This window comes from Streptomyces sp. NPDC057697 (genome assembly GCF_042799335.1).
Classification (GTDB): Bacteria; Actinomycetota; Actinomycetes; order Streptomycetales; family Streptomycetaceae; genus Streptomyces.
Genome location: NZ_JBHVJA010000010.1, coordinates 1 through 23,671, shown reverse-complemented (window position 1 = coordinate 23,671; position 23,671 = coordinate 1). Strand labels below are relative to the sequence as shown.

24 protein-coding genes are annotated in these 23,671 nt (G+C 73.3%); 13 read left to right on the top strand and 11 right to left on the bottom strand.

Annotation, left to right across the window (positions count from 1 at the left end; translation table 11 throughout):
• Positions 1-12: 12 nt before the first annotated feature.
• The gene (locus tag ACFVFH_RS24105) at positions 13-996 is read right to left on the bottom strand and encodes a GlxA family transcriptional regulator (RefSeq protein WP_383772174.1); all 984 of its coding nucleotides are present in this window, start codon (positions 994-996) and stop codon (positions 13-15) included.
• A gap of 196 nt (positions 997-1,192) precedes the next feature.
• Here ACFVFH_RS24105 and ACFVFH_RS24100 point away from each other — a divergent pair, with 196 nt between their 5' ends.
• From ACFVFH_RS24100 to ACFVFH_RS24090, 3 genes are all read left to right on the top strand, one after another.
• Positions 1,193-2,413, top strand: a complete 1,221-nt coding sequence (locus ACFVFH_RS24100) for an MFS transporter (RefSeq protein ID WP_383772698.1) — start codon at positions 1,193-1,195, stop codon at positions 2,411-2,413.
• Positions 2,410-2,832, top strand: a complete 423-nt coding sequence (locus ACFVFH_RS24095) for a DUF2809 domain-containing protein (RefSeq protein WP_383772172.1) — start codon at positions 2,410-2,412, stop codon at positions 2,830-2,832. Before ACFVFH_RS24100 ends, ACFVFH_RS24095 begins: the two co-directional genes overlap by 4 nt.
• Positions 2,833-3,083: 251 nt before the next feature.
• Positions 3,084-4,415: an MFS transporter gene (locus tag ACFVFH_RS24090; RefSeq protein WP_383772170.1), complete on the top strand. Its 1,332-nt coding sequence runs from the start codon at positions 3,084-3,086 to the stop codon at positions 4,413-4,415.
• A gap of 81 nt (positions 4,416-4,496) precedes the next feature.
• On the opposite strand, the gene ACFVFH_RS24085 is transcribed toward ACFVFH_RS24090, so the two are convergent.
• Positions 4,497-5,111 (bottom strand): flavin reductase family protein, encoded by a 615-nt coding sequence (locus ACFVFH_RS24085; protein ID WP_383772696.1) that lies wholly within the window; start codon positions 5,109-5,111, stop codon positions 4,497-4,499.
• A gap of 109 nt (positions 5,112-5,220) precedes the next feature.
• Between ACFVFH_RS24085 and ACFVFH_RS24080 the strand changes: the two genes are divergently transcribed.
• Both ACFVFH_RS24080 and ACFVFH_RS24075 read left to right on the top strand, forming a co-directional pair.
• A complete protein-coding gene (locus ACFVFH_RS24080) occupies positions 5,221-5,610 on the top strand; it encodes a PadR family transcriptional regulator (RefSeq protein ID WP_383772168.1) in 390 nt (129 codons plus the stop codon).
• Complete coding sequence (locus tag ACFVFH_RS24075; protein WP_383772166.1) at positions 5,607-6,269, top strand: HAAS signaling domain-containing protein; 663 nt, start codon at positions 5,607-5,609, stop codon at positions 6,267-6,269. The genes ACFVFH_RS24080 and ACFVFH_RS24075 overlap by 4 nt, the downstream gene beginning before the upstream one ends.
• A 258-nt stretch (positions 6,270-6,527) precedes the next feature.
• On the opposite strand, the gene ACFVFH_RS24070 is transcribed toward ACFVFH_RS24075, so the two are convergent.
• The 3 genes from ACFVFH_RS24070 to ACFVFH_RS24060 form a co-directional block, all read right to left on the bottom strand.
• Positions 6,528-7,367 carry an enoyl-CoA hydratase/isomerase family protein gene (locus ACFVFH_RS24070; RefSeq protein WP_383772164.1) on the bottom strand — a complete coding sequence of 280 codons (840 nt, stop codon included), beginning with the start codon at positions 7,365-7,367 and terminating at the stop codon, positions 6,528-6,530.
• Between the two features lie 43 nt (positions 7,368-7,410).
• Positions 7,411-9,642 carry an acetate--CoA ligase family protein gene (locus ACFVFH_RS24065; protein WP_383772162.1) on the bottom strand — a complete coding sequence of 744 codons (2,232 nt, stop codon included), beginning with the start codon at positions 9,640-9,642 and terminating at the stop codon, positions 7,411-7,413.
• 417 nt (positions 9,643-10,059) lie between these two features.
• Positions 10,060-11,247: a flavin-containing monooxygenase gene (locus ACFVFH_RS24060; RefSeq protein ID WP_383772160.1), complete on the bottom strand. Its 1,188-nt coding sequence runs from the start codon at positions 11,245-11,247 to the stop codon at positions 10,060-10,062.
• Positions 11,248-11,468: 221 nt separating this feature from the next.
• On the opposite strand from ACFVFH_RS24060, the gene ACFVFH_RS24055 reads away from it, so the two are divergent.
• Positions 11,469-11,921, top strand: a complete 453-nt coding sequence (locus tag ACFVFH_RS24055; RefSeq protein WP_383772158.1) for a DoxX family protein — start codon at positions 11,469-11,471, stop codon at positions 11,919-11,921.
• Positions 11,918-12,337 (top strand): Zn-ribbon domain-containing OB-fold protein, encoded by a 420-nt coding sequence (locus ACFVFH_RS24050; RefSeq protein WP_383772156.1) that lies wholly within the window; start codon positions 11,918-11,920, stop codon positions 12,335-12,337. Before ACFVFH_RS24055 ends, ACFVFH_RS24050 begins: the two co-directional genes overlap by 4 nt.
• A gap of 74 nt (positions 12,338-12,411) precedes the next feature.
• Here ACFVFH_RS24050 and ACFVFH_RS24045 read toward each other — a convergent pair whose 3' ends face one another.
• Genes ACFVFH_RS24045 through htpX form a run of 3 tightly spaced genes read right to left on the bottom strand, consistent with a single transcriptional unit; the run spans position 12,412 to position 14,600 of the window.
• Entirely contained in the window at positions 12,412-12,996 is a 585-nt protein-coding gene (locus ACFVFH_RS24045; RefSeq protein WP_383772154.1) for a DUF1707 domain-containing protein, read from the bottom strand.
• 57 nt (positions 12,997-13,053) lie between these two features.
• On the bottom strand, positions 13,054-13,638 hold the full coding sequence (locus ACFVFH_RS24040) for a hypothetical protein (protein WP_383772152.1): 585 nt from the start codon (positions 13,636-13,638) through the stop codon (positions 13,054-13,056).
• Between the two features lie 38 nt (positions 13,639-13,676).
• Positions 13,677-14,600: a zinc metalloprotease HtpX gene (htpX, locus tag ACFVFH_RS24035; protein WP_383772150.1), complete on the bottom strand. Its 924-nt coding sequence runs from the start codon at positions 14,598-14,600 to the stop codon at positions 13,677-13,679.
• Between the two features lie 335 nt (positions 14,601-14,935).
• Between htpX and ACFVFH_RS24030 the strand changes: the two genes are divergently transcribed.
• Positions 14,936-16,129 carry a cytochrome P450 gene (locus ACFVFH_RS24030; RefSeq protein WP_383772148.1) on the top strand — a complete coding sequence of 398 codons (1,194 nt, stop codon included), beginning with the start codon at positions 14,936-14,938 and terminating at the stop codon, positions 16,127-16,129.
• A gap of 57 nt (positions 16,130-16,186) precedes the next feature.
• On the top strand, positions 16,187-16,375 hold the full coding sequence (locus tag ACFVFH_RS24025; protein ID WP_383772146.1) for a ferredoxin: 189 nt from the start codon (positions 16,187-16,189) through the stop codon (positions 16,373-16,375).
• Positions 16,376-16,521: 146 nt separating this feature from the next.
• On the opposite strand, the gene ACFVFH_RS24020 is transcribed toward ACFVFH_RS24025, so the two are convergent.
• The gene (locus tag ACFVFH_RS24020; protein ID WP_383772144.1) at positions 16,522-17,205 is read right to left on the bottom strand and encodes a pyridoxal 5'-phosphate synthase; all 684 of its coding nucleotides are present in this window, start codon (positions 17,203-17,205) and stop codon (positions 16,522-16,524) included.
• Positions 17,206-17,274: 69 nt separating this feature from the next.
• Positions 17,275-18,444, bottom strand: a complete 1,170-nt coding sequence (locus ACFVFH_RS24015; RefSeq protein WP_383772142.1) for an acetyl-CoA acetyltransferase — start codon at positions 18,442-18,444, stop codon at positions 17,275-17,277.
• 269 nt (positions 18,445-18,713) lie between these two features.
• Between ACFVFH_RS24015 and ACFVFH_RS24010 the strand changes: the two genes are divergently transcribed.
• Both ACFVFH_RS24010 and ACFVFH_RS24005 read left to right on the top strand, forming a co-directional pair.
• Positions 18,714-19,985: an acyl-CoA dehydrogenase family protein gene (locus ACFVFH_RS24010; RefSeq protein ID WP_383772140.1), complete on the top strand. Its 1,272-nt coding sequence runs from the start codon at positions 18,714-18,716 to the stop codon at positions 19,983-19,985.
• On the top strand, positions 19,985-20,503 hold the full coding sequence (locus ACFVFH_RS24005; protein WP_383772138.1) for a nitroreductase/quinone reductase family protein: 519 nt from the start codon (positions 19,985-19,987) through the stop codon (positions 20,501-20,503). The genes ACFVFH_RS24010 and ACFVFH_RS24005 overlap by 1 nt, the downstream gene beginning before the upstream one ends.
• A 121-nt stretch (positions 20,504-20,624) precedes the next feature.
• Here ACFVFH_RS24005 and ACFVFH_RS24000 read toward each other — a convergent pair whose 3' ends face one another.
• Entirely contained in the window at positions 20,625-21,272 is a 648-nt protein-coding gene (locus ACFVFH_RS24000) for a TetR family transcriptional regulator (RefSeq protein ID WP_072485663.1), read from the bottom strand.
• A gap of 334 nt (positions 21,273-21,606) precedes the next feature.
• On the opposite strand from ACFVFH_RS24000, the gene ACFVFH_RS23995 reads away from it, so the two are divergent.
• Both ACFVFH_RS23995 and ACFVFH_RS23990 read left to right on the top strand, forming a co-directional pair.
• Positions 21,607-22,422 (top strand): VOC family protein, encoded by an 816-nt coding sequence (locus ACFVFH_RS23995; RefSeq protein WP_383772136.1) that lies wholly within the window; start codon positions 21,607-21,609, stop codon positions 22,420-22,422.
• 163 nt (positions 22,423-22,585) lie between these two features.
• Positions 22,586-23,671, top strand: a 1,086-nt coding sequence (locus tag ACFVFH_RS23990; protein ID WP_383772694.1) for a serine/threonine-protein kinase, incomplete at its 3' end; no start/stop codon positions are given.

Here is a 23,671-nt window from a genome sequence, read left to right as displayed (position 1 = left end):
CGCAGGCGCCCGTCAGTTCCTTCCGGCGCGGAAGGTGCGCCGGTAGACCGTCGGGGAGACCCCCAGCGCCGTCTGGAGGTGTTGCCGCAGCGAGGTGGGCGTCCCGAAGCCCGCGTCCCTGGCCACCTGGTCGATCGACAGGTCCGTCGACTCCAGCAGGTGCCGGGCCCGTTCGATCCGCTGCCGGGTCAGCCACTGCACGGGGCTGACCCCGACCTCCTCCCGGAACCGGCGGGTGAAGGTCCGTACGCTCATCGACTCCTGCTGCGCCATGTCGCGCAGCAGGATCGGCCGCTCCAGCCGCCCCAGCGCCCAGGTGCGCGCGGTGGTCGTGGTGGCGAGCCGGTGCTCGGGCACCGGGCGCCGGATGTACTGCGCCTGACCGCCGTCCCGGTGCGGGGGCACGACCGTGCGGCGGGCGACGTCATTGGCGACGGCGGTGCCGTGGTCGCGGCGCACGATGTGCAGGCAGAGGTCGATCCCCGCGGCGACCCCGGCGGAGGTCAGGACGTCCCCGTCGTCGATGAACAGGACGTCCGGGTCGACCCTGACCCCGGGGAAGAGCTGCTGGAAGTGGTCGGCGTGCCACCAGTGGGTGGTGGCGGGGCGCCCGTCGAGATATCCGGCGGCGGCCAGTACGTAACTCCCCGTGCAGATGGAGACCATCCGGGTCCCCGGCCTGATGTGGGCGAACGCGGCGGCCAGTTCGTCGGTGAGCCTGCCCTCCGTGTAGACGGGGCCGAGTTCGTAACTGGCGGGGATGACCACCGTGTCGGCGGTCGCCAGGGTCTCGGGGCCGCGTTCGACGGTGATCGTGAAGTCCGCGTCGGTGCGGACCGGGCCCGGCGGGCGGACGGAACAGGTCACGACTTCGTAGAGACTGCGGCCCTCGTCGTGCGGCCCGATACCGAACGACCGGCCGAAAATCCGCTGGGGGATGCCCAGTTCGAAGGGAAGCAGGCCGTCGAGGGCCAGGACGGCGATGCGGTGGGGCACGGGCGGACTCCCTTCGACCCTAGTGGTATAGACCTCAACCCTGATACATGTCACTCCTGTGAGTGAAAAGTCCGCGGAGCACCCGCGCATTCCCGCCGTCGAACACGACGGCGTACAGACCCTTTTGCCCGGTACATCCGGTGTGCGTCCGGCGGGTGACGGCCTGGGCAGCGGGCTCGGTGACCCCCTCGGCGGCCTGCGCGGGGGGCTCGGTGACGGCCGGCCGGAGGGGCTCTGGAACCGTAACTTCCGGCTCTTCTTCGTCGCCCGTACCGCCGCGCTCTTCGGTGACGGCATGATCCCGGTGGCGCTCACCGCCGGTCTGCTGGGGGCCGGCCGCCCGCACTCCTCGGTGGGGTACGCGCTCGCGGCGTGGATGGGCCCGCTGGCGGTCTTCGTGCTCTTCGGCGGCGTACTGGCGGACCGGTTCACGCCCCGCCGGATGATGGTCATCGCGGACGCGCTGCGGCTGGTCGGGGCCTCCGCGCTGGCGTTCTCCTTCGCCACCGGGAACCCGCCGCTGTGGGCGGTGTACACGCTCAGCGCGGTGGCCGGGGTGGGCGCCGCGCTCTTCCAGCCGGGCGTCGCCTCGACCGTGCCCCGGGTCTCCTCGGACGTACAGCGGGCCAACGCGGTGCTGAGGGTCTCCGAGGCGCTGATGACCATGGCGGGCCCGGCCTTCGCGGGCATGCTCGTCGGGCTGGCCAGCGCCGGGGCGGTCTACGCGGCGAACGCGTCGACGTTCCTGGTCTCCGGCGTCTGCCTGTTCCTGCTGCGACTCGCCCCGGCCCCCTCGGACGAGGCGCGGCGAGGCACCCTGGTCGCCGAACTGGTGGACGGCTGGCGGGAGTTCCGGGCCCGCAGCTGGTTGTGGGGGGTGATCGCGATCTGGACGGTGTACGGCTTCACGGTGCTCGGCCCGATGCTTCCGCTCACCGCGGTCGAGGTCACCGAGGCGCACGGCTCGGGCACGTACGGCGTGATGATGGCGGTGAACGGCGCGGGCAGCGTCGCCGGCGGGCTGCTCGCCCTGCGGCTGAGACCCCGCCGCCCGCTCGCGGCGGGCGCCGTCGCACTCACCGGGGTCTGTGTGAACCTGCTGGTGCTGGGCCTCGGGCTGCCGGTGCCCGCGCTCGGGGCGGGGCAGTTCGTGGCGGGTGCGGCGTTCGCGTTCTGGCTGGTGATGTGGTCGACGACGGTCCAGACCCATGTGCCGCCGGAGGCGCTGAACCGGCTGCACGCCTACGACGTGGCGGGCTCGCTGCTGATGCTGGCGGCGGGCCGGGCGCTGGCGGGGCCGGTCGCGGACCGGGTGGGCGCGCCCGAGGTGCTGCTGGCCGGAGCGGTGATCAACCTGCTGGTGGTGACGGTGCTGCTGGTGGCCCGTCCGATCAGCAGGCTGGAGCGGATCGCGTGACCGGAGCGGGTCGGCCGGGCGCCGTGCGCGCCCGCGCGTTCGCGGCCGGGGCCGCGGTGCTCACCGTCCTCGCCGGGCTCGGGGTCAGGGCGTCCATGGACGGCGCCTTCGCCAAGTACGCCGGGGACGCGCTCTACACGGTGCTGATCTGCGCCCTGGCGGCCGTGATCGCGCCCGGCGCGCGCCCGGTCGTCAGGGCGGGGGCGGGGCTGGTGTTCAGCTGGGCGGTGGAGCTGCTGCAACTCACCGGGGTGCCCGCCGACCTCTCCCGGCACAGCACGGCGGCCCGGCTGGTCCTCGGCTCGGCCTTCGGCGCCCCCGATCTCTTCTGGTACGTGGTGGGGGCGGCGTTCGCGTGGGCGGTGATGGCCCTGGCCGCTTCCCCCGGCCGTGTTCCCCGGACGTCCGGACCGCGATGAGCGCGCGGCCGGGGTCGCCGGACCGCCCGCGTACACCGTCGGCGGGCGGCCCCGCACCGAAGCCGGTCGGGGCGCGGGGACTCCCGGCGCGGACAGCCGCGCGGCGGACCGGCGCCCGCCGCCGCACGGGGACGGCACGGGGGCGACACGGCGAGGGCGGGACCGGACGGTGGTCCCGGTGGCCCGATTCCTGCGAAGAGCGTCCCTCGGGCCACTCGTGAGGGGTGCGCGGCCGACCGATGCTGGGTGACGTGACCCAGACAACCGCAAGCGCCGCCCGGGACGACGACCGGCGGACCGCCCCCGCACCCCCCGGAGGCTCCTCGCGTCGACGTGTCCACCGCGCCTGGATCGTCGCCGCCGTCACCTTCGTGACGATCATCGGCGGCGCCGCCTTCAACTCGCTCCCCGGCCTCCTCATCGACCCGCTCCACACGGAGTTCGGCTGGTCGCGCGGGGAGATCGGACTGGCCGTCTCCTTCGACATGGCGCTGTACGGGCTCACCGCTCCGTTCGCCGCCGCGCTGATGGACCGCTTCGGCATCCGCCGGGTCGTCGTGGTGGCCCTCAGCACCGTGGCGGCCGGGGCACTGGCCAGCGTGTGGATGACCGCCGCCTGGCAGCTGATGATCTACTGGGGCCTGCTCGTCGGCCTCGGCACCGGCTCCATGGCGATGGCGTTCTCGGCCACCGTCACCAACCGCTGGTTCGTGGCCCGGCGCGGTCTGGTCACCGGCATCCTCACCGCGGCGGGCGCCTCCGGCCAGCTGGTCTTCCTGCCGCTGTGCGCCTGGATCGTCGCCCATCACGGCTGGCGCCCCGCCTCGGTGACGGTGGCGCTCGCGGCCCTGGTCGTCGTCCCGTTCGTCTGGTTGCTGCTCCGCGACCACCCGGCCGATGTGGGCCTCGCCCCGTACGGCGGCGCCTACGCGGAGAAGCCCGCGCCCACGCGCGGGGCGGCCCGCCGGACCGTACGCGTCCTGGTCGACGCGGCGCGCACCGGCCCCTTCTGGCTGCTGGCCGGCACGTTCGCGATCTGCGGGGCCTCCACCAACGGCCTGATCCGTACCCACTTCGTGCCCTCGGCCCACGACCACGGCATGCCCATCACCGCTGCGGCCTCGCTGCTCGCGGTCATCGGGGTCTTCGACATCATCGGCACCGTCTTCTCCGGCTGGCTCACCGACCGTTTCGACGCCCGGCGGCTCCTCGCCGTCTACTACGCGCTGCGCGGCGTCTCGCTGCTCTTCCTGCCGATGCTGATGGCGCCCACGGTCCACCCGCCGATGGTGTTCTTCATCGTCTTCTACGGCCTGGACTGGGTCGCCACCGTCCCGCCGACGCTGGCCCTGTGCCGCGAGCAGTACGGCGAGGACAGCGCCATCGTCTTCGGCTGGGTGCTGGCCTCCCACCAGGTGGGGGCGGCGCTGGTGGCGTTCCTGGGCGGAGTGGCGCGGGACGCGTTCGGCTCGTACGACGTGGTCTGGTACGCCTCCGGGGCGCTCTGCGCGACGGCGGCGCTGATGGCGCTGGTGATCCGGCGGGTCCGGGAGCCCTCGGACGCCGTCGCCGGACTCGGCTGACGGCGCCCGGGCCCTGTCTTCGAACTTCCGTCTGCCGCGCGACCGCGGTTCGAAGACAGGTCCTGGCGCGCGGCCGCGCGCTCACCCGTCGAGCGGGCCGAACCGCCCGAACACCCCCCGGTGGAACAGCAGCGGATCAGCCCCTTCCGCCGCCCCCAGCGCCTCCACCCGGCCGACGACGATCAGATGGTCGCCCCCGGTGTGGACGGCCTGGACGCGGCAGTCGACCCAGGCCGGTACGGAGTCCAGCAGCGGCGACCCGGTCGCCGGGGCGGCCCCGTACGCCACCCCCGCGAACTTGTCCGCGCCGCTCACCGCGAAGCTCCGGCACAGCGCGCCCTGGTGCGCACCGAGGATGTTGACGCAGAAGACCCCGGCGCGTGCGATGCGCGGCCAGGTCGTCGACGTACGGGCGACCATGAAGGTGACCAGCGGCGGGTCGAGCGAGAGCGAGGCGAACGACTGGCAGGCGAAGCCCGCCGGGCCCCGGGTGCCGTCCGGGTCGTGCGCGGTGACGATGGTGACGCCGCTGGCGAAGCTCCCCAGTACGCGGCGGAATTCGCCCGGGTCCACGGGCGGCCGCTCGCCGTCGGTGACGGCCCGCAGATGCGGGCGCGGCAACGGATCGACCGGCGCCGGAGCGGCGGTGGTGGCGGCGCCGACGGACCTGAGGTACCGGACGGCGATGGCGGCCATGCCTGCGTGTCCCATCACCCCTCGATTAGAGCTGACGGCCTATCAGATGGGAAGGGCCGGGGACAGGCAGCTTGGACATGCCGCTGCGTGGCAAGGTACATTGCATTGCATGGAACCAGGTGATCCCGGTAACCGCACCGTGAGCAAGGCCGAGACCCAGCTGCGCAAGGGCGTGCTGGAGTTCTGCGTGCTCGCCCTGCTGCGTGACGGGGCGCGGTACGGGGTCGAACTGCTGCGGGAGCTGGAGGAGACCGGGGCGCTGGCGACCAGCCAGGGCACGGTGTATCCGCTGCTGTCGCGGCTGCGGCGGGAACAGCTCGTCGTCACCACCTGGCAGGAGTCCGCCTCGGGGCCCCCGAGGCGCTACTACGAGCTGACCGGGGCGGGACGCGCCGCGCTCGCGGAGTTCACGGCGACCTGGCCGGTCTTCCGCGATGCCGTCGACCGCCTCGTCGTGCCGAAGCCCGACCCACGGACGTCCGGGGAGACCGAACGATGAACACCACCGAGAAGCCGCAGAACGCCGCGAACGGCGCCGGGGACACCCTGGTCCGGGACTACCTCGCGGCGGTCGGGCGCGAGACGTCCGCGCTTCCCGCGGAGCGCCGCCAGGAGCTCCTGGCCGACCTCGCCGAGCACATCGAGACAGCGCTCGCCGAGGGGGCCGGCAGCAGCAAGGACGTCCTGAGCCGTCTGGGCGACCCGCGCGCCATCGCCGCCACCGCGCTCCAGGAGTCCGGGCTCGCCCCCGGTGCCGTCACCGGTGACGGGAGCGGATCCGGCGCGGGCACCGGGAAGGCGCCCGGCACCGGGAAGGCGCCCGGACGCCGCTCGCCCGCGTGGCTCGTGGCGCTGCTGCTGGTGCTCGCCCTCGGCGTCGGCTACCTCTGGGTACCGCTCGGCTTCGCGCTGAAGGTCACCGGATCCATCGTGCTGTTCAGGTCCCGGCACTGGACGGCGGGGCAGAAGTGGACCGGCTTCGGGCTGGCCGTCCTGGCGCCCTCGGCGATGAACGTCGCCTGGTTCCTCTTCAGCTACCCCCACGATCCGTCGCAGAGCGCGTATGTGACGGCGATCGCGGCGACGGTCGTCGTCACGGTCGGCGGGGCGGTATGGCTCTGGTGGGCGCGCGGCGGCACGGACACCGCGGCCGGGTAGAGCCGTCCGGGCGGGCCGAAGCCCCCGGGGCCTCCCGTCCGGACCATGCCGGGCTCGCGCGCCCGATCCGGACGGCGGGCCCCGGGGCCTGTCGTCGAAGTGCCGTCGTCCGGCCGGAGGCCGGGCCGTGCGGTGTCCGGTGCGTGCGGGCGCGAGGCGCGGGATCGTCCCCGTACCGGGTCCGCGGGGACGGCTCCGACCATGCGGCGCGCGTGCGTGCCGGGCGCCGCACGGCAGGCGGCGGTCCGACGACAGGTCCTAGACCCCCCGGTACTTCGGCGCGCGGCGTTCCACGAAGCCCGCCACGCCCTCGTTGGCGTCCCGGGTCGTCATGTTGATCTCCTGGGCCATGGCCTCGGCGGCGAACGCCGTGGACCGGTCGGCGTCCATCGACGCGTTGACCAGCTGCTTGGTGAGGGCGATCGCACGGGTCGGTCCCTCGGCCAGCCGCTGCGCCCACGCCCGCGCCGTCCCCGCCAGTTCCTCGTCCTTCACCACCCGGTTGACCAGCCCCAGCCGCTCCGCCTCCGCCGCCGGGAGCGAGTCGCCGAAGAACATCAGCTCCTTGGCGCGCTGCGGGCCGATCAGCCGCGGCAGCAGATAGGCGCCGCCCCCGTCCGGCACGAGGCCGCGGCGCACGAACACCTCGATGAACTTCGCCGACTCGGCGGCCAGCACCAGATCGCAGGCCAGGGCGAGATGGGCGCCGATGCCGGCCGCCGTGCCGTTGACGGCCGCGACGACGGGTTTCTCGCAGTCCAGGACCGCGGCGATCAGACGCTGCGCGCCCAGCCGGATCGTCCGGGCCACGTCGCCCGGCACCCGCTCGCCGGTCGCCGGGGCGCCGCGCAGGTCGGCGCCCGCGCAGAAGCCCCGGCCGGTGGCGGTGAGGACGACGGCCCGGACCGCCGGGTCGGCGGAGGCGTCGGCGAGCAGGCCGATGACGCGTTCCCGCTGCTCCCGGGTGACGGCGTTCATCGCCTCGGGCCGGTTGAGCGTGATCCAGCAGACGCCGTTGTCAGTGCTGTGCAGTACCAAGGTAGTGAGCGGGTCGGCTGCTTCGGCGGACCCGGTGATGTCTTCGGGGGAGGACGGCATGGGGCAGCTCCTGAGTAGGTGGGCCGGGTGGCGGGGCGACCGGTCAGCGGCAGACGGCGAGCGCGTCGAGCGCCACCGCGCCCTGCCCCCGCCCGAGCACCATCAGCGGGTTGATGTCCAGCTCGGTGAGGTCGTCGCCCAGTTCCAGCGCCATCCGCTGCACCCGCAGCACGACCTCGACGAGCGCGTCCACATCCACCGGCGGGCCACCGCGCACGCCCTCCAGCAGGGCCCGGCCGCGCAGTTCGCCCAGCATCGACCGCGCCTGGTCCTCGCCGAACGGCGGCACCCGCACCGCCGCGTCGTGCAGCACCTCGACCAGCACGCCGCCGAGCCCGACCGTCACGGTCGGCCCGAACAGCGCGTCCTGGGTGACGCCGACCATCATCTCGACGCCCCGCTCGACCATCTGGCAGACCAGGATCCCGTCCAGATCGATCTCCTCGTACCGGGCGATGTCGGTCAGCTCGCGGTACGCGTCGCGCACCTGGCTCGCGGAGGTGAGCCCGACCTTCACCAGGCCCAGTTCGGTCTTGTGGGCGAGCCGGGCGCCCGACGCCTTCATGACCACGGGGTAGCCGACCAGCCCCGCGGCCCGGACGGACGCGGCGGCGCTGGTCACCAGTTGCTCGCGCGGGACCCGGATGCCGTACGCCCGCAGCAGCTGCTTCGCCGCGTGTTCGCTCAGCTGGTGTCCCGGGCGCATCAGCGCCTGCGCCTTGCGGAAGGAGGGCGACGGCGTGCGGGGCGCCTCGTCGAAGGGAGAGCGGTAGGAGGCGGCGAAGCGGTGGTGGTCCAGATAGGCCTTCACGGCGGTGATGCAGTTGCCGAAGGTGCGGAAGGTGGCGACGCGGGACGAGCCGAGCAGCGTCGTGCGGTACGCCTCCTCCGTGCCGACGGGCGAGCCCCACACCACGCACACCAGCTTGTCCGTGGTCTCCGCCGCGTCCACCAGGTCCTGCGCGAGCTTGTCGCTCATCGGCGGGAAGGGGCCGGTGATCGGACAGATCAGCACCCCGACCCCAGGGTCGGCGAGTATCGCGTCGATGATCTTCCGGCCGCGCCAGTCGCCGACCGGGTGGCCCCCGTTGTCCACCGGATTGGCCACGTTCAGATAGCCGGGGATCCACTCGTGCAGCTCGCGCTGCTTCGCCTCGGAGAGGGTCGGCAGGCTCAGCCCCGCGCCGGTCGCCAGATCGGAGAAGTGCGCCCCCGTCCCGCCCGAGATCGAATACACGACGACCCCTTCGGCCCGCGGCTTTCGCGCCCGCGCGAGGAGCGCCGCGGTGTCCTGGAGCTCGTCGAGCCCGTCCACCCGGATCACGCCGAACTGCCGCATCGCCGCGTCCACCACCTGGTCGGCGCCGGTCAGCTTGCCGGTGTGTGAGGCGGCCATCCTGGCCCCCGTCTCCGTACGCCCCACCTTGACCGCCACGACCGGGACCCCGGCCCGTGCCGCCCGGTCGGCGGCCAGCAGGAAGGAGCGCCCGTCCTTGAGCCCCTCCACGTAGCAGGCGATGGCCCCGACCTCGGGGCGCTGCGAGAAGTACGAGATGAAGTCGGCGGTCTCCAGATCCGCCTCGTTGCCCGTGGGTGCCCAGTGCGAGAGCCGGACGCCCAGTTCCTGAAGGGTGTAGACGGGGCGGCCCTGGTGGCCGGACTGGGTGATCAGCGCGATGGCCGGCCCGTCCAGATCGTCCCGGAACCTCTCGAAGGCGTTGAGGTTGGTGTTCGGCCCGAGCAGCCGCAGCCCGGACCGTTCCACCGCCGCGGCCAGCCGTGCCTGGGCGGCGGCGCCCTCCTCGCCCGTCTCGGCGAACCCGGAGGCGAAGGCGACGGCGAACCGCACCTTGGCCTGCGCGAGTTCCTCGATCACCGGGAGCGGATCGCCGACCAGCAGCACGGCCAGGTCGACCTGTTCCGGCAGCTCCGCCACGGAGGGGGAGCAGGCCCGCCCGAACACGGACTCCCGGGTGGGGTGCACGGGATGGAGCCGCGCCCCGACCCGCTCGGCCCAGCCGATCAGCTGCCGGGTGATGCCGGTGTTGGGCCGCCCCTCGGTGTCGGACGCGCCGATGACGGCCACGGACGCGGGCCGGAAGAACCGGTCCAGGTCCGGAACGGCGGCGTGCAGCGGCCTGCCGCTGACGTCCAGGACGCACTCGGTGGCGGCGTCGACCGTCACGCTGTGGACGGCGGCGTGCGGCTCTTCGCCGCAGGCCACCACCCTGGCGCGGAAGTCGGTGGTGAGGGTGCCGTGAGTCGATCCAAGCATCGTTCCGCCCACTTCTGGTCGGGGTCCGTCGGGTGATCGTGCCCGGCCAGCCAAAAGCTGACGCTCTGTCAGGTTACTGAACTGACGGCGCGTCAGGAATGGTCGTGCAGCGAAAGCCTGACCGAGGCCCCGAATGAGTGCGCGGGGCGCACACGGCCGAAGCGCCGCCCGTCGCGCGCCGGCCCGCCGGGGTCGTGCGGCGGAGCGTCCCGCTCTGGGCGGCGGCCCGCCGACGTCGTGCGGCAACTCGTCCCCGTCGCACGGCGGAGCGCCCCGTCGCACGGCGGCCCGCCGGGGTCGTGCGGCGAGCGCTCCCGCCCGCCGGGGCCGTACGGCGGCCGTCCTTTCTGAGTGGCGGCCCGCCCGCGTCGTGCGGCAACTCGTCCCCGCCGCACGGCGGTCCGCCGCCGCCTGGTTTCAGCCCCGGCGGGCCAGGCGCTTCGCTATCTTCCGGGCGTCCAGGGCCAGCTCGCGCAGCATGCCGCTGATGGGGTTGGTGAAGCCGGTGAAGTACAGGCCGGGGGCCTGCTTGGGGGTGCGGGCGCCGTGGACCACCGGACGGCCCCGGGCATCCAGTACGCCGAGGTGGCCGACCAGGCCCTCCAGCCCCCGGCGGTAGCCGGTCGCCGCGATCACGGCGTCCGGGGTGATCCGTTCGCCGTCGGCCAGTACCACCGCGTCGCCGTCGAACGACCCGACGGCCGCCACCGGCACCACCCGGCCGTGCTTCACCGCGTCGATCAGCCCCACGTCCTGCACCGGAATGGCGCCGTCCTTGACGCGTGAGTACAGGCCCGTGTCCGGGCGCGGCAGGCCCTGCGCGGCGAGGTCGGGCACGGATATCCGGCACATCAGGCCCGCGGCCCCGTCGACCAGCCGGACCGGCAGCCTGCGCACCAGGACGGCGGTCGACTGGGCGGGCCAGCCCGCGGTGGAGCGGCGCACGATGTGCGGCACGGTGCGCACGGCGATCCGCACCCGGGACGCGCCGCCCTCGATCAGGTCGACGGCGATCTCCGCGCCCGTGTTGCCGATCCCGACGACCAGGACGTCCTTGTCCTTGTACGGGGCGGGGTTGCGGTACTCGGAGGCGTGCACCAGATCGCCGGTGAACGTGTCGAGGCCGGGCCAGTCGGGGACGCGCGGGGTGTGGTTGAAGCCGGTGGCGACGACGACGGCCCGGCCGGTCAGCACCCGCCCGCCGGTCGCCGTCAGCTGCCAGCCGCTGCCGTCCGGGGCGCGGTCGATCCGGGACACCTCGACCCCCGTCACCACCTCCAGCTCATGGTGCTCGGCGTACTTGTCCAGATAGCGCACCACGTCGTCCCGGGACACCCAGCGGCCGAACCGGCGCGGCATCGCGAGCCCCGGCAGCGCCGACCGGCGCCGGGTCGTGTGGAGGTGCAGCCGGTCGTAGTGGCGGCGCCAGGACGCCCCCACGGTCCCGGACTTCTCCAGCACGACCGCCCGTACGCCCAGTTCGCGCAGGGACGCCGCGGCGGCGAGGCCGCCCGGACCGCCACCGATCACATAGACGGGCCGGTCCTCGGTGAGGTCGGTCCGGGCCGATGGGGAGCCGCCGGAGGTGAGTGCGCTGTCGGGCATGGTTCGGAGCGTAATCGCGCACCCGGTTGATGGGTCTCGGTCAAGACCGGAATCGATTGCGAATTGATCACGCATAGAGGGCTTTTGGCCACTCGCTCACCGTCTCGCGCTCTTCTCGTCCGCTTCCCGGCGCTTCTTGCGCGCCCCTTGCGCGGACCGCCCGCCATCAGGTGAACTGACGTACCGTCAGATTCAGTGAACGGGAGGCCACGGGAGGCCCCATGCAGACGATCTGGCTCGGTGGAGCCGAGTGGCTCGCCGTTCTCCGGATGGGCCTCGGCCTGTGGTGGCTGGAGAGCTGGCGGCACAAGGACAAGAAGGGCTGGTTCGAGCGCGGTACGGGCATCGCCTGGGCCGCCGACGTCGCGGCCGCGCACCGCTGGAAGGCCGTGGGCACCGGCTTCCGGCTGATCGTCGCCCCGCACCCCAAGGTCATGGCCCATGTCGTCGTGTACGCCGAACTCGCCCTGGGACTCGGCCTGGTCACCGGCTTCCTCACCCCCGTCGCGCTGGTCGCGGGGCTCCTGCTCAACCTCCTCTACCTCGTGCTGATGATCCACGACTGGGCCGAGCAGGGGCAGAACGCGATGATGGCGCTCATCTCACTGGTCGCGCTGTTCGCGATGGCCTGGCAGACCTGGTCCCTCGACGCGGCGATCGGACTCTTCCTGTGACCGCCGCCGCCGCACGTTTCGACCGCCCCGAGCCCGACGACTTCAGCCGCCCCTACTGGGACGCCGCCGCCCGGGGGCAGTTGCTGCTGCGCCGCTGCCACGCCTGCGGACGCGCGCACCACTACCCGCGCGAGTTCTGCCCGTACTGCTGGAGCGAGGACGTCGTCTGGGAGCCGGCCGGCGGAGACGCCACCCTCTACACCTGGTCCGTCGTCCACCGCAACGACCTGCCGCCGTTCGGCGCCCGCGTCCCGTACGTCGCGGCCGTGGTCGACCTGGCCGAGGGGCCGCGGATGATGACGGAGATCGTGGGGTGCGAGGAGTCCGCGCTCGCCGTCGGCATGGCGCTGCGGGTGGGCTTCCGGCAGGAGGAGGGGGAGGAGGCCGTCGCGGTCTTCCACCCCGGGGACTGCTGAGCGCGCCCGGCCGCCGGGGTGGAACGCGGCGCGGGCCCACGACCGCGCGGCGGGACGGGGCGGCGGCGCGTACGTCAGGATTCGAGGGCGCGCAGCTTGCGGCGCTCACGGAAGTTCGGGTGGCGCACGAGCACACCGCCCATCCCGCAGGAGCCGGTCAGCCGCAGCAGCGGGGCGCCGGGGGTGCGCTCGTCCGTGGTCCGGTCCTTCAGGCCGCCTAGCCCCGGGTCCAGATCGTCGGTGTGCGTGGTCCAGCCCTCCGGGATCACGATCTTCACCCCGGCCATCTCGCCGCGCACGTCCAGCGCGATCTCGCGCAGCCGGCACTCGGCGCGGGTGAAGTCGAGCCGTACGCCGCCCATGCCGCCCCGGGCGTGTATCACCGGGGGGACCTTCCAGACGCCCGAGCGCGTCACACCGTGCACACCGCCCCGGAGGACCAGCGGTTCGCCGACGGCCACCTCGATGGGAACCAGGTCCTCGGTGAGGGGCGCCAGCTCGGCGTAGGTCTTGGCGGAGAGCGCCTGCCCGAGCCGGGTGTCCAGCTCGTCGAGGTCGATACGGCCCTCGGCCGCCGCCTCCCGCAACTGCTCGACCACCGCCTCGCGATCGGCGTCCGAGGCGCGTAGGCGGGCGGTACGGTCGGGATCGGCTGTCATGGCGGCGATGATACGGGCGGGCGCCGCGCCGGGGCCCGCCCGGCGGGCCGCCCCGCCTCACAGCCCCGGCGCCCCCCACACCGGGAACCACCGGGCGAGATCCTTCTCCATCCGCAGGTCGTCCCCGAGCACCGCCCTGACCTGCAACTCCAACTGGTTGTCCCGCTTCTCGGCGCCGCCGGGCACGGGGGCGAACGGATAGAACGTGCCGCGCTTGTAGAGATAGACCAGGGCCAGCGGACGGTCCCGCTCGTCCCGGAAGCCGATCAGCGAGCAGAGCAGATGCGGCCCGAAGCCACCATCCTGGAGCAGGGTGTTGACCGCGTGCAGGTCGTTGACCAGGGTGGCGGTGTCGTCGGCCGGACGGCGGGAGAGCAGCCAGGTGTAGCCGTACCCGTCCTGGCTGAACTCCACCGGGATGCCGCCGCGCCCGGTGTCGGCGTCGAGCAGGTCGCGGATGTCCTGCTGGACGCGGGCGAAGGAGCCGCCCTCGACGCCCGCGAAGCAGACCGAGCCGAGCCCGGTCGGCTCGAAGCCCGCGCCCGCCTGGAGGGTGAGGGCGGCGGAGGGGACGGCGAAGAGCTGGTCGAGGTCGGGGCGGACCGGCTTGCTGCGGCCGAGGATGACGTCGAGAAGGCCCATGGGCGTTCCTCCGGGCGGTTGCTTCGGCTCCGTGTTCCTCACGGACGGGCGAGTTCGGCGGAGATGCGGGCCAGCTGGTCGAGGCGCTGTTCGAGGGTCGGGTGGGAGGAGAGCAGCCGGCTCAGGCTCTCCTTGGAGGAGAACGCGGGGACGAAGTAGAAGGCGTTGTACGGCTCCGCCTTGCGCAGGTCCTCGGTCGGGATGCGGGCCATCTGGCCGCTCACCTTGGTCAGGGCGGAGGCCAGCGCCGAGGGCCGGCCGGTGAGCAGGGCGGCGGCGCGGTCGGCGGAGAGTTCGCGGTACCGGGACAGCAGCCGGGTCAGCAGGAAGCTCAGGGCGTACACCACGGCGCTGACCAGCGGGATCAGCATGATCGCGATGCCGATCGGGTCATTGCTCCGGCTGTTGCGGGAGAGCCCGCCCCACAGCGCGACCCGGGTGATGATCCCGGCGAGCACGCCGAGGAAGGAGGCGATCGTCATGACGGCGACGTCGCGGTGCGCGACGTGCGACATCTCGTGCGCCAGCACGCCCTCCAGCTCCCCGGGCTCCAGTCTGCGCAGCAGCCCCGTGGTGGCGCAGACGAGGGCGGTCTTCTCGCTGCGGCCGGTCGCGAAGGCGTTCGGTACGTCGCTCTGCGCGATGGCTACACGCGGTTTCCGCATATCGGCAAGAGCGCAGATCCGGTCGACCGCCCCGTGCAGTTCGGGAGCCTCCTCGGGGGTGACCTCACGGGCCCCCATGCTGAACGCGGCGATGCGGTCGCTGAACCAGAACTGGGCGATGAACATGGAGCCGACGAGGATCAGGATGATCGGCCAGGCGCCGCGCAGCACGGCCAGCAGCACGCCGACCAGGACCACGTACAGCAGGCCGATCAGGAACATGGTGCCGACCATGCGTGTGGTCAACCCGCCGTCCGGGGCGTAACGGGAACGGGTGCGGGAACGGGTTCGGCTCATCATCGCCTCCAGTCGCCCTGGGGCCCGGCCGGCCCTGATCCGCCGGGCAGGCCCTGGTGCTTTCCATCTTGCTCCCTGTACCGGAAAAGCGGAGACGAGCGGGCACGGCGGAGAACACGGAAGCGGAGCGCGGGAGCAGAATGGGAGAAGAGACCGCGTCCGGAAGTCGGTACGAGGAGTTCGAACGGGTGGCTGGAAATGCCCGGTCGGTGCGGCGGACGGAATAGGGATCTCTCCGATGACATTTGGCCGAACTACACCTAGACCCATTAGGTGCCCGAGGCATCTAGTGGGCGGAGATCGGTAGGACTCCCCCATCTCTTGCGAGGTCCGCCATGGCAGACGCCGAAACCGTCTCCTTTCCGCAGAACCGCACCTGTCCTTACCACCCGCCGACCGAATACCGTGAGCACCGGGGGCAGCGGCCGGTGTCACCCGCCCGGCTCTACGACGGCCGCACGGTGTGGCTGGTGACCGGCCACACCGAGGCACGTTCGCTCCTGGTGGACCAGAGGCTGTCCTCCGACCGGGAGAACCCCGCGTTCCCCTTCTTCGCCGAACGGCTGGCCGGGACCACCCTGCGCCGCGTCGAACTGCTGGGCGTGGACGACCCGGAGCACAACGCCCAGCGCCGGATGCTGATCCCGAGCTTCACGGTCCGGCGGACGGCCGCGCTCCGGCCGCGGATCCAGGAGACCGTGGACCGGCTGCTGGACACGATGGCCGAGCAGGGGCCGCCGGCCGACCTGGTCGACTCCTTCGCCCTGCCCGTGCCGTCCATGGTCATCTGCGCGCTGCTCGGGGTGCCCTACGACGACCACGAGTTCTTCGAGGCGCAGTCGCGCAAGCTGCTCCGCGGCCCGAAGTCCTCGGACGTGGAGGCGGCGCGGGAGGCGCTCGACGAGTACTTCCGGGTGCTGATCGAGCAGAAGCGGGCCACCCCGGGCGAAGGGCTGCTCGACGAGCTGATCTCCAACCAGCTGGCGTCCGGGGCCGTGGACCACGACGAGCTGGTGCGGCTGGCCCAGATCCTGCTCATCGCCGGGCACGAGACCACCGCGAACATGATCTCGCTCGGCACGTTCACCCTGCTCCAGCATCCCGACCAGCTGGCCCGGATGCGTGAGTCCGAGGGGCTGATGCCGTCCGCGGTCGAGGAACTGCTCCGCTTCCTGTCCATCGCGGACGGAATTTCGCGGGTGGCCGTCGAGGACATCGAGGTCGGCGGGGTGACCATTCGCGCGGGGGACGGCGTCATACTGACCACTTCGGTGATCAACCGGGACGAGAACGTCTATCCGCACCCGGACGATCTGGATCTTGGCCGGAACGCGCGTAATCACGTCGCTTTCGGGTTCGGAATCCATCAGTGCCTGGGCCAGAACCTGGCTCGGGCCGAGCTGGAGATCGCGCTGCCCGCCCTCTTCGACCGTTTTCCCGGTCTGCGGCTGGCGGTACCCGCCGAGGAAATCCCGTTCAAGCCGGGTGACACCATCCAGGGCCTGCTCGAAATGCCCGTGACCTGGTGAACGGAACCCGTTGAACGAAACATGGTGATCGATATGCGACCGGAAGGCTCTGCTGGGATGCGGATCAGTATCGACAAGGACCGGTGCATCGGTGCGGGCCAGTGCGCGCTCACCGCGCCGAAGGTGTTCACGCAGGACGACGACGGCTTCAGCGCGCTGTTGCCCGACTACGAGAAGGCCCTCGACGGTGCCACGGTGAAGGAGGCCGTGCGCGTCTGTCCGGTGCAGGCGATCTCCCTCGACTGACGGCCGGCCGCCGGACCGTGCCCGTACGGCCGCGCCCGCCGGGCGGTGGCCGCAGGGGCACCGTCCGGCGCGCGGGCCCCGCGTCCTGGCCGGGCGGACGGCCCTCGCGGACCGGGGCCGCCCGGCAGGGGCGGTGCCCGGGTCCGCTACGGCCAGAGCAGTTCCCGGGTCCAGGCCGGCTCCAGGGGCCGGGCCGCGTCCCGCGCCCGGTAGCGCAGCCGTACGTGCCTGCGGCGCGCGTCGCCCTGGAAGAACTCGACCTCCCGCGCCCCGACCACGTACCGGGTCCAGCTCGCGACCTGAGCGTCCGGCTCGGCGTGCGCCCGTTCCCAGGCGGCGTCGGCGGTACGGGCCAGCTCCTCGGCCGAGCCCAGCACCTCGCTCTGCGAGCCGGTCAGCGCCGCGGCGAGCGCCCCGGTCGAGCGGGCGTGCAGATCGGCGCCGCTCTCGGCGGGCGGGCACGCGGTGACCGGCCCCCGCACCCGCACCTGCCGGCCCTGCGCCGGCCAGTAGAAGCCGAGCGCCGCGTACGGCCGGCCGGTCAGCTGGCGGCCCTTGGCGCTGGTGCGGTGGGTGGCGAAGTGCCAGCCGCGCTCGTCCGCGTCGTGCAGCATCAGCGTCCGCACGTCGGGATGCCCCTCGGCGTCCACGGTGGCCAGCGACATCGTGTGCGGCTCCGGCTGTCCGGCGGCCACCGCCTCGGCGAACCAGCGGTGGAAGAGGGGCAGCGGCGCCGGGGGCGCGGAGGCCGGGTCGAAGCCGGGCAGCTCCACGTCCCAGACGCGCTGGGCGTGGAGCAGGTCCAGGAAGCCCTGGTGTGCGTCGGTCATGCCCCCATTGCAGCGCATGGGCGGTACGGGGCGGGCGACGGCCACCCCCTCGCGCCGTTCCCGGGCCCCTCATCCCCGCCCCAGTACCACCGTCCCCGACGAGCAGAACCAGCCTCCCGTCCCCGAGGCCACCGCCAGCTCCGGGAGCCGGCCGCCCGCCCGGCGCACCTGGCGTTCGCCCGCCTCGCCGCGCAGCTGGCGTACCGCCTCCACCAGCAGGAACAGCCCGCGCATCCCGGGGTGGCAGGCGGACAGCCCGCCGCCGTCGGTGTTGACCGGCAGCTCGCCCGTCAGCCCGGTCCGGCCCTTCTCCACGAAGGCGCCGCCCTCGCCCTTGGCGCAGAACCCCAGGTCTTCGAGCGTCACCAGCGTCATGTAGGTGAACGCGTCGTAGATCTCGGCGAGATCGATCTCCGAGGGCCGCACCCCGGCCCGTTCGAACGCCAGGCGGCCCGAGACCGCCGCGGGGGAGACCGTGAAGTCCTCCCACTCGGACATGGTGGAGTGCGAGACGTGCTCGCCGGTGCCCAGGATCCAGACGGGGGCCTTCGCCGTGTCGGGTACGTACTCCTCGGCGGCCAGCAGCACCGCGCAGCCGCCGTCGCTGCGGATGCAGCAGTGCAGCTTGGTGAACGGGTCCGCGATCATCGGCCCGGACAGCACCTCGTCCACCGTGACCGGCTCCCGGAACATCGCGTCCGGGTTGGCCGCCGCGTTGGCCCGCGCCCGGACCGCGACCTCGGCGAGCTGCTCCAGGGTCGTCCCGTACTCGTGCATGTGGCGGCGGGCCGCCATCGCGTACTTGGCGATCAGCGAGTGCCCGTACGCCACCTCGAACTGGAGCGGGCCGCGCGCCCCGAAGGAGAGGTTGGAGGTCCGGCGGCCCGCCTTGATGTCCGCGCGCGCCGTCGACCCGTACACCAGCAGCACGGCACGGGCGTGCCCCGCGGCGATGGCGTCCGCCGCATGGGCCGCCATCACCTCCCAGGTCGAACCGCCGACCGCGGTGGAGTCCACCCAGGTGGGCTTCAGCCCCAGGTACTCGGCGACCTCGACCGGGGCGAGGGTGCCGAGCCCGGCGGAGGCGAAGCCGTCGACGACGGACCGGTCCAGCCCCGAATCGGCGAGCGCCCGGCGGGCGGCCTGGGCGTGCAGGGCGTACGGCGTGGCCGCGTCCACGCGCCCGCAGTCGGCGAGGGATATGCCGACGACAGCGACCTTGCGGTGGGAAGAAGGCATGGATCTGACGGTACATCAGATATGGCGGACGCGGACCACCCGGCGGGTACCGGCCTTCCGGCGGGTACCGGTCTCCCGGTGGGCGCGGATCTCTCGGTGGTCGCGGACCCCCGGCCCCGTCCGCCCGACCCTGCCTGCCCACCCGTCCGTCCGCTCGCCCGTGCCCCGCCCCCCCTCGGCGCGCGGCTCTGGGCATCTCGCGGATTGCCCCCTAACATGACGCCCCGTCAGATAGGGGCCGCAGGCCCCTCAGGGGAAGGAGTCCGACGATGGATGCCGCCTTCACCGCGGAACAGGACGAGATCCGCCGCACCGTGCGCGAACTCCTGGCCGCGCGCCGCGCACCCGGCGGCGACGGGAGCGCCGGGCGGGCCGCCGACGGGTACGACGCGGAGCTCTGGCGACGGCTGGCCCGGGACCCCGGGCTGCCGGGTCTCGCCCTCCCACCGGAGTACGGGGGCACCGGCCGCGGCTTCGCCGGGCTCGCCGTCGCCTGCGAGGAGACCGGGCGGGCCCGGCTGCCCTCGCCCCTGATCGCCACCGCCGCGCTCGCCGCCCCCCTGATCGCCGTACGGGGCACCGAGGACCAGCGTGCCGCCCTGCTGCCGCGCATCGCGGACGGCGGGCTGACCGCGACCCTGGCCGTGCCCGGCGGCTCGCTCGCCACCGCCCTCGGCCTCACCGGCGACGACACCGGCGGCGCCTGGGCGGGCGGGGGCCGGGCGGGCGGTATGCAGGCCAGGCCGGTGCCCGGCGGCACCCGGGGCTGGCGGCTGTACGGGGAGGCCGACCGGGTCCTCGACGGGCACAGCGCCGGGCTCCTCCTGGTCGCCGCCCATGCCGGAGGCTTCCCGCGCAGCCGTACCCTCCTCTTCCTGGTCCACCCGGACACGGCGGACGGAGTCGTCCGCACCCGCCGCACCCCGTTCGACGGGAGCAGGCCGCTGGCCGGGATCGAACTCCGCGACACCGATGCCGAGCTCCTCGGCGCGGACGACACCGCCGACGTCACCGGCGCCCTCGCCTCGGCCGGGCGAGCGGCCGCCGCGCTGCTCGCCGCGGAGGCGGTGGGGACGGCGGCGGGTGCGCTGGAGCGGATGGCGGAGCAGGTCGGGGCGCGCGAGCGGTCCGGCCGGGCGGCCGGTTCCGCCGAGCGCGTGAAGCACCGTCTCGCGGAGCTCTACGCACGGGTGCAGGAGGCCCGGTCCGCGGCGTACTACGCGGTCTGGAACCCGGCCGCCGGCGGGGGACTGGCCCTCGCCCAGGCCCTGGAGGCGCTGCGGGCCACCGCCGCCGAGGCCGTCCGGCTGCCCGGCGCGACCGGCCCCGCCGGGGAGCGCGAGGCCCAGCTGTCCTTCAGGCGGGCCGCGGCCGACGAACTGCTCTTCGGCCCCGCCGACCGGCTCCGCGACCACGCGGCCCACCGGGCCGGGCTGTTCGGGGGACCCGCCCCGGATCCGGACGCCCCGGATCCGGACGCCCCGGGTACGAACTCCCCGGGCCCGGACGCGCCGGGAACGGCCGAGCGGGTGGCGGTCTGATGGCGACCGGCGCACGGCTGATCCAGAAGGTCTCCTCCACCCGGGCGTTCGCGAAGGTCGCTCCGCATGTCGTCCCCGCCATGGACCGTACGGTGCACCGGCTCACGCGCGGCCGGGTGCTGCTCAGCGCCCGGATGCTGCCGGGGCTGGTCCTGACGGTGCCGGGTGCGCGGAGCGGGCAGCTCAGGACCACTCCACTGGCCTGCATGCCCGAGAACGGGGAGCGGGGCGGGGCGGACGGCGGGAGCGGCGCGGAGCGGAGCTGGATCCTCGTGGGCAGCAACTTCGGCCGCGCGGGGCACCCGGCCTGGACGGCGAATCTGCTGGCCGGTCCCGACAAGGCGGTCGTCAACTGGCATGGCCGGGACATTCCGGTGCACGCCACGCTGCTGGAGGGGGCCGAGCGGGAAGAGGTGTGGCGGGCGGCGCTGAAGTTCTGGCCGCCGTACGCGGCGTACCAGGCGCGGATCGACCGCGAGATACGGCTGTTCAGGCTGCGCGGGCGGGTCGGTCCCTGACCGGGGTCCGGGTGCACCGACGGCGGACCACAAGCGTGGACCGCCGTTCGGTGAGACAGGACCTGGGGCGCCCGCAGCGGCCGCGCGATACCCGGGGGGAGAGCGGCCGTCGGCGCCGGTGCTAGCGCGTCGGCTTCCTGCCCGTGATGCCCAGGTGCACCAACAGGGCGAGGTTCGGCTTGAGTTCGGCCTGCTTCACGCCCCAGGTGGTGAAGCCCTTCTGGTGCGAGGCGACGGCGGCCAGCATCGCGACCAGCGAGCCCGCCATCGCGGCGGCGCTGACCTCCTTGTCGACCTTGCCCTTGGCCTGGAGCTCCTTCACCGAATCGGTGAGGGAGTTGGTGACCGAGTTCAGGATCTTCATGCGGATCTTGTAGAACCGCTTGTCGCCCTCGGCCGCGCCGAGGTCGACCACGCGCAGGATCGCGTCGTGGTGGCGCCAGAAGTCGAGGAACCCCTCGACGAGTTCTTCGGCCGTCTGCCAGCCGGCCTTGCCGACCCAGGAGCGGCCGGCGACCAGTTCGGTCAACCCGGCGCCCTCCTTGGCCATTTCCTCGGCGATTTCGAGGACGGCGCCCTCGACGTCGGGGAAGTACTGGTAGAAGGTCGCGGGTGAAGTCCCCGCCTTCCGGGCCACGTCGATGACTTTGACGTCCCGGTACGGTGAGGAGCTGAGCATTTCACTGAGGCAGTCGAGCAGCTTCTGTCGCGTCGCCTGCCCGCGCCGACCGGCCACGCGGCCGTCGACGGTGCGCACTTGTCCTGTCATGCCGTCAGCTTACCGAGGGGTGATCGGAGCGCGATTCGGCCGACTGCAAATGGGGATCGCCGCAGACGGGGTGGGGGGAGTGGCCGGATTTCGCCGTATGCGCACCCGGAGCACACCACGGAGTGATAAGTCTTATCAACAGCCTGTGGATAACTTCCGTGGATAACTTTCCGTGATGCCGTGAGCAGAGGGGCCTTCCGCCCGGTTTTATCGAAACTTCGTTCGATGCGGGCCGGTCGGGGCGCGCCGCGCGCGACCCCCGGTTACGTTTGCTGTGACGAGCGTCACTGCTACGACCCGCGCGCGACGCGGGAACACGGAAGGACCCGGGCCCATGGCCGCTTTCGCGCGATCCGCGCCGTGCTGGGTGGATGTGCAGCTGCCCGACCTGGAGGCGGGCAAGCGTTTCTACGGCGAGCTGTTCGGCTGGACCTTCCGGGCGGGCGACGGACCGTACGCGGACGCCTTCAGCGGCGGGAAGCTCGTCGCCGCGCTCGCCGCCAAGCAGGACGGCCGGATGCCCACCGCCTGGGGGGTCTACTTCGCCACCGACGACATCGTGGCGTCCGCCGCGCGGATCAGGGAGGCGGGCGGCCAGGTGATCACCGAGCCGGTCCGGGCCGGCCGGGCCGGCGCGCTCGCCCAGGCGGCCGACCCCGGCGGAGCCGTCTTCGGGCTCTGGCAGGCCGGTGACCGCGAGGGCTTCCAGAAGCAGAACGAACCCGTCTCCTTCTGCTGGACCGAGGTCTACACCCGCCAGAAGGACCGGGTGGACGCCTTCTACGAGCAGGTCTTCGGCTTCCAGGGCACCGAGCTCGACGGCCCCGGGGCGGACGGACCCGGCACCTCCGAGTCCGGTCTCGACTTCCGGATGTGGTCCCCGGCGGGCACCGAGCCCGGACCGGAGACCGCGATCGGCGGCCGCAGCGTCATCACCGACGCCTTCCCGGCGGAGATGCCCAGCTACTTCCTCAGCTACTTCGCCGTCCGGGACTGCAACAGCACGGCCGGGCACGCCGTGCGCCTCGGCGGCCGCATCTCCGCGCCGCCCTTCGACATCCCGCACGGGCGAATGGCGGTCCTCCAGGACGACCAGGGCGCCGTTTTCGCCGTACTTCAGCCCCCTGTGTCCGAGAAGGGGGCAGAGTGAGCTGTGACACCCCGATCCGCCCCCGGGTTCGCAACCAGGGCCTCAGCCAGGAAGAATCGGGGGTGCGCACCGCCGGGTGGTGCCCAGTGGTGAGACGCCGTACAGGGCGGGTTTTCGCGGGCTTCTGTTCCTGAGGCCCGTACGGGGAGGTGGCAGGCAAGTGGTGGAGCAGCTGACGCAGCACGACCCGAGGCGGATCGGCCCGTTCGAGGTGCTGGGACGGCTCGGGGCCGGCGGCATGGGGCTGGTCTATCTCGCCCGCTCGGCTTCGGGCCGGCGCGTGGCGATCAAGACGGTCCGTACGGAGCTCGCCGAGGACCAGCTGTTCCGGGTCCGCTTCACGCGCGAGGTGGAGGCCGCCCGCGCCGTCAGCGGTTTCTACACGGCCGCGGTGGTCGACGCCGACCCGCGCGCCGCAGTGCCGTGGCTCGCCACCGCCTATGTGCCGGCCCCCTCGCTGGAAGAGATAGTGAGTGAGTGCGGGCCCATGCCGGCCCAGGCGGTGCGCTGGCTGGCCGCCGGGATCGCCGAGGCCCTCCAGTCGATCCACGGCGCGGGGCTCGTCCACCGCGACATGAAGCCGTCGAACGTGCTCGTGGTCGAGGACGGCCCCCGGGTGATCGACTTCGGTATCGCGTCCGGGGTCTCCAACACCCGGCTGACGATGACGAACGTCGCCGTGGGCACCCCCGCGTACATGTCGCCCGAACAGGCCAGGGACTCGCGCAGCGTCACCGGCGCCAGCGATGTCTTCTCGCTCGGCTCCACGCTGGTCTACGCCGCCACCGGCCACGCGCCGTTCCACGGCGGCAACCCCGTCGAGACGGTCTTCATGCTGCTGCGCGAGGGCCCGGACCTGGAGGGCCTGCCCGCCGAGCTGCGGCCGCTGATCGAGTCCTGCATGCAGATGGACGCCGGACTGCGGCCCACCCCCGCCGACCTCCAGGCCCAGCTCGCCCCGCACCTCTTCGCCTCCGGCGGCGACGACAGCGGTACGGCCTCGGCGTGGCTTCCAGTCTCCGCCACCGCGATGATCGAGCAGCGCCGCGGCGGGCGGAAGACCGCCGCGCCCGTCGCCGTTCCGCCGCCGCCCCCGCAGCCCCCGGCCCCCGGCCGGGACACCGCCTGGCGCAGCGGCGCCGACCCGCGCCCCCCGTCCCCCGCCCCGGCGCCCGCGCCCGACGCGGGCGGCCCGGTGCGGCTGCCCGGCGCGAAGGTGCCGATCGGCCCCGGCCCCAGGGCCCAGGGC

What these genes read in the sequence shown, in the direction of transcription:
- ACFVFH_RS24085 (WP_383772696.1), bottom strand. Translation starts at nt 5,111, where the DNA reads ATGGCCGCCATCGCCGTCCGGTACCTCAGGTCCGTCGGCGCCGCCACC.
- ACFVFH_RS24080 (WP_383772168.1), top strand. Translation starts at nt 5,221, where the DNA reads ATGGAACCAGGTGATCCCGGTAACCGCACCGTGAGCAAGGCCGAGACC.
- ACFVFH_RS24075 (WP_383772166.1), top strand. Translation starts at nt 5,607, where the DNA reads ATGAACACCACCGAGAAGCCGCAGAACGCCGCGAACGGCGCCGGGGAC.
- ACFVFH_RS24070 (WP_383772164.1), bottom strand. Translation starts at nt 7,367, where the DNA reads ATGCCGTCCTCCCCCGAAGACATCACCGGGTCCGCCGAAGCAGCCGAC.
- ACFVFH_RS24065 (WP_383772162.1), bottom strand. Translation starts at nt 9,642, where the DNA reads ATGCTTGGATCGACTCACGGCACCCTCACCACCGACTTCCGCGCCAGG.
- ACFVFH_RS24060 (WP_383772160.1), bottom strand. Translation starts at nt 11,247, where the DNA reads ATGCCCGACAGCGCACTCACCTCCGGCGGCTCCCCATCGGCCCGGACC.
- ACFVFH_RS24055 (WP_383772158.1), top strand. Translation starts at nt 11,469, where the DNA reads ATGCAGACGATCTGGCTCGGTGGAGCCGAGTGGCTCGCCGTTCTCCGG.
- ACFVFH_RS24045 (WP_383772154.1), bottom strand. Translation starts at nt 12,996, where the DNA reads ATGACAGCCGATCCCGACCGTACCGCCCGCCTACGCGCCTCGGACGCC.
- ACFVFH_RS24040 (WP_383772152.1), bottom strand. Translation starts at nt 13,638, where the DNA reads ATGGGCCTTCTCGACGTCATCCTCGGCCGCAGCAAGCCGGTCCGCCCC.
- htpX (WP_383772150.1), bottom strand. Translation starts at nt 14,600, where the DNA reads ATGAGCCGAACCCGTTCCCGCACCCGTTCCCGTTACGCCCCGGACGGC.
- ACFVFH_RS24030 (WP_383772148.1), top strand. Translation starts at nt 14,936, where the DNA reads ATGGCAGACGCCGAAACCGTCTCCTTTCCGCAGAACCGCACCTGTCCT.
- ACFVFH_RS24025 (WP_383772146.1), top strand. Translation starts at nt 16,187, where the DNA reads ATGCGGATCAGTATCGACAAGGACCGGTGCATCGGTGCGGGCCAGTGC.
- ACFVFH_RS24020 (WP_383772144.1), bottom strand. Translation starts at nt 17,205, where the DNA reads ATGACCGACGCACACCAGGGCTTCCTGGACCTGCTCCACGCCCAGCGC.
- ACFVFH_RS24015 (WP_383772142.1), bottom strand. Translation starts at nt 18,444, where the DNA reads ATGCCTTCTTCCCACCGCAAGGTCGCTGTCGTCGGCATATCCCTCGCC.
- ACFVFH_RS24010 (WP_383772140.1), top strand. Translation starts at nt 18,714, where the DNA reads ATGGATGCCGCCTTCACCGCGGAACAGGACGAGATCCGCCGCACCGTG.
- ACFVFH_RS24005 (WP_383772138.1), top strand. Translation starts at nt 19,985, where the DNA reads ATGGCGACCGGCGCACGGCTGATCCAGAAGGTCTCCTCCACCCGGGCG.
- ACFVFH_RS24000 (WP_072485663.1), bottom strand. Translation starts at nt 21,272, where the DNA reads ATGACAGGACAAGTGCGCACCGTCGACGGCCGCGTGGCCGGTCGGCGC.
- ACFVFH_RS23995 (WP_383772136.1), top strand. Translation starts at nt 21,607, where the DNA reads ATGGCCGCTTTCGCGCGATCCGCGCCGTGCTGGGTGGATGTGCAGCTG.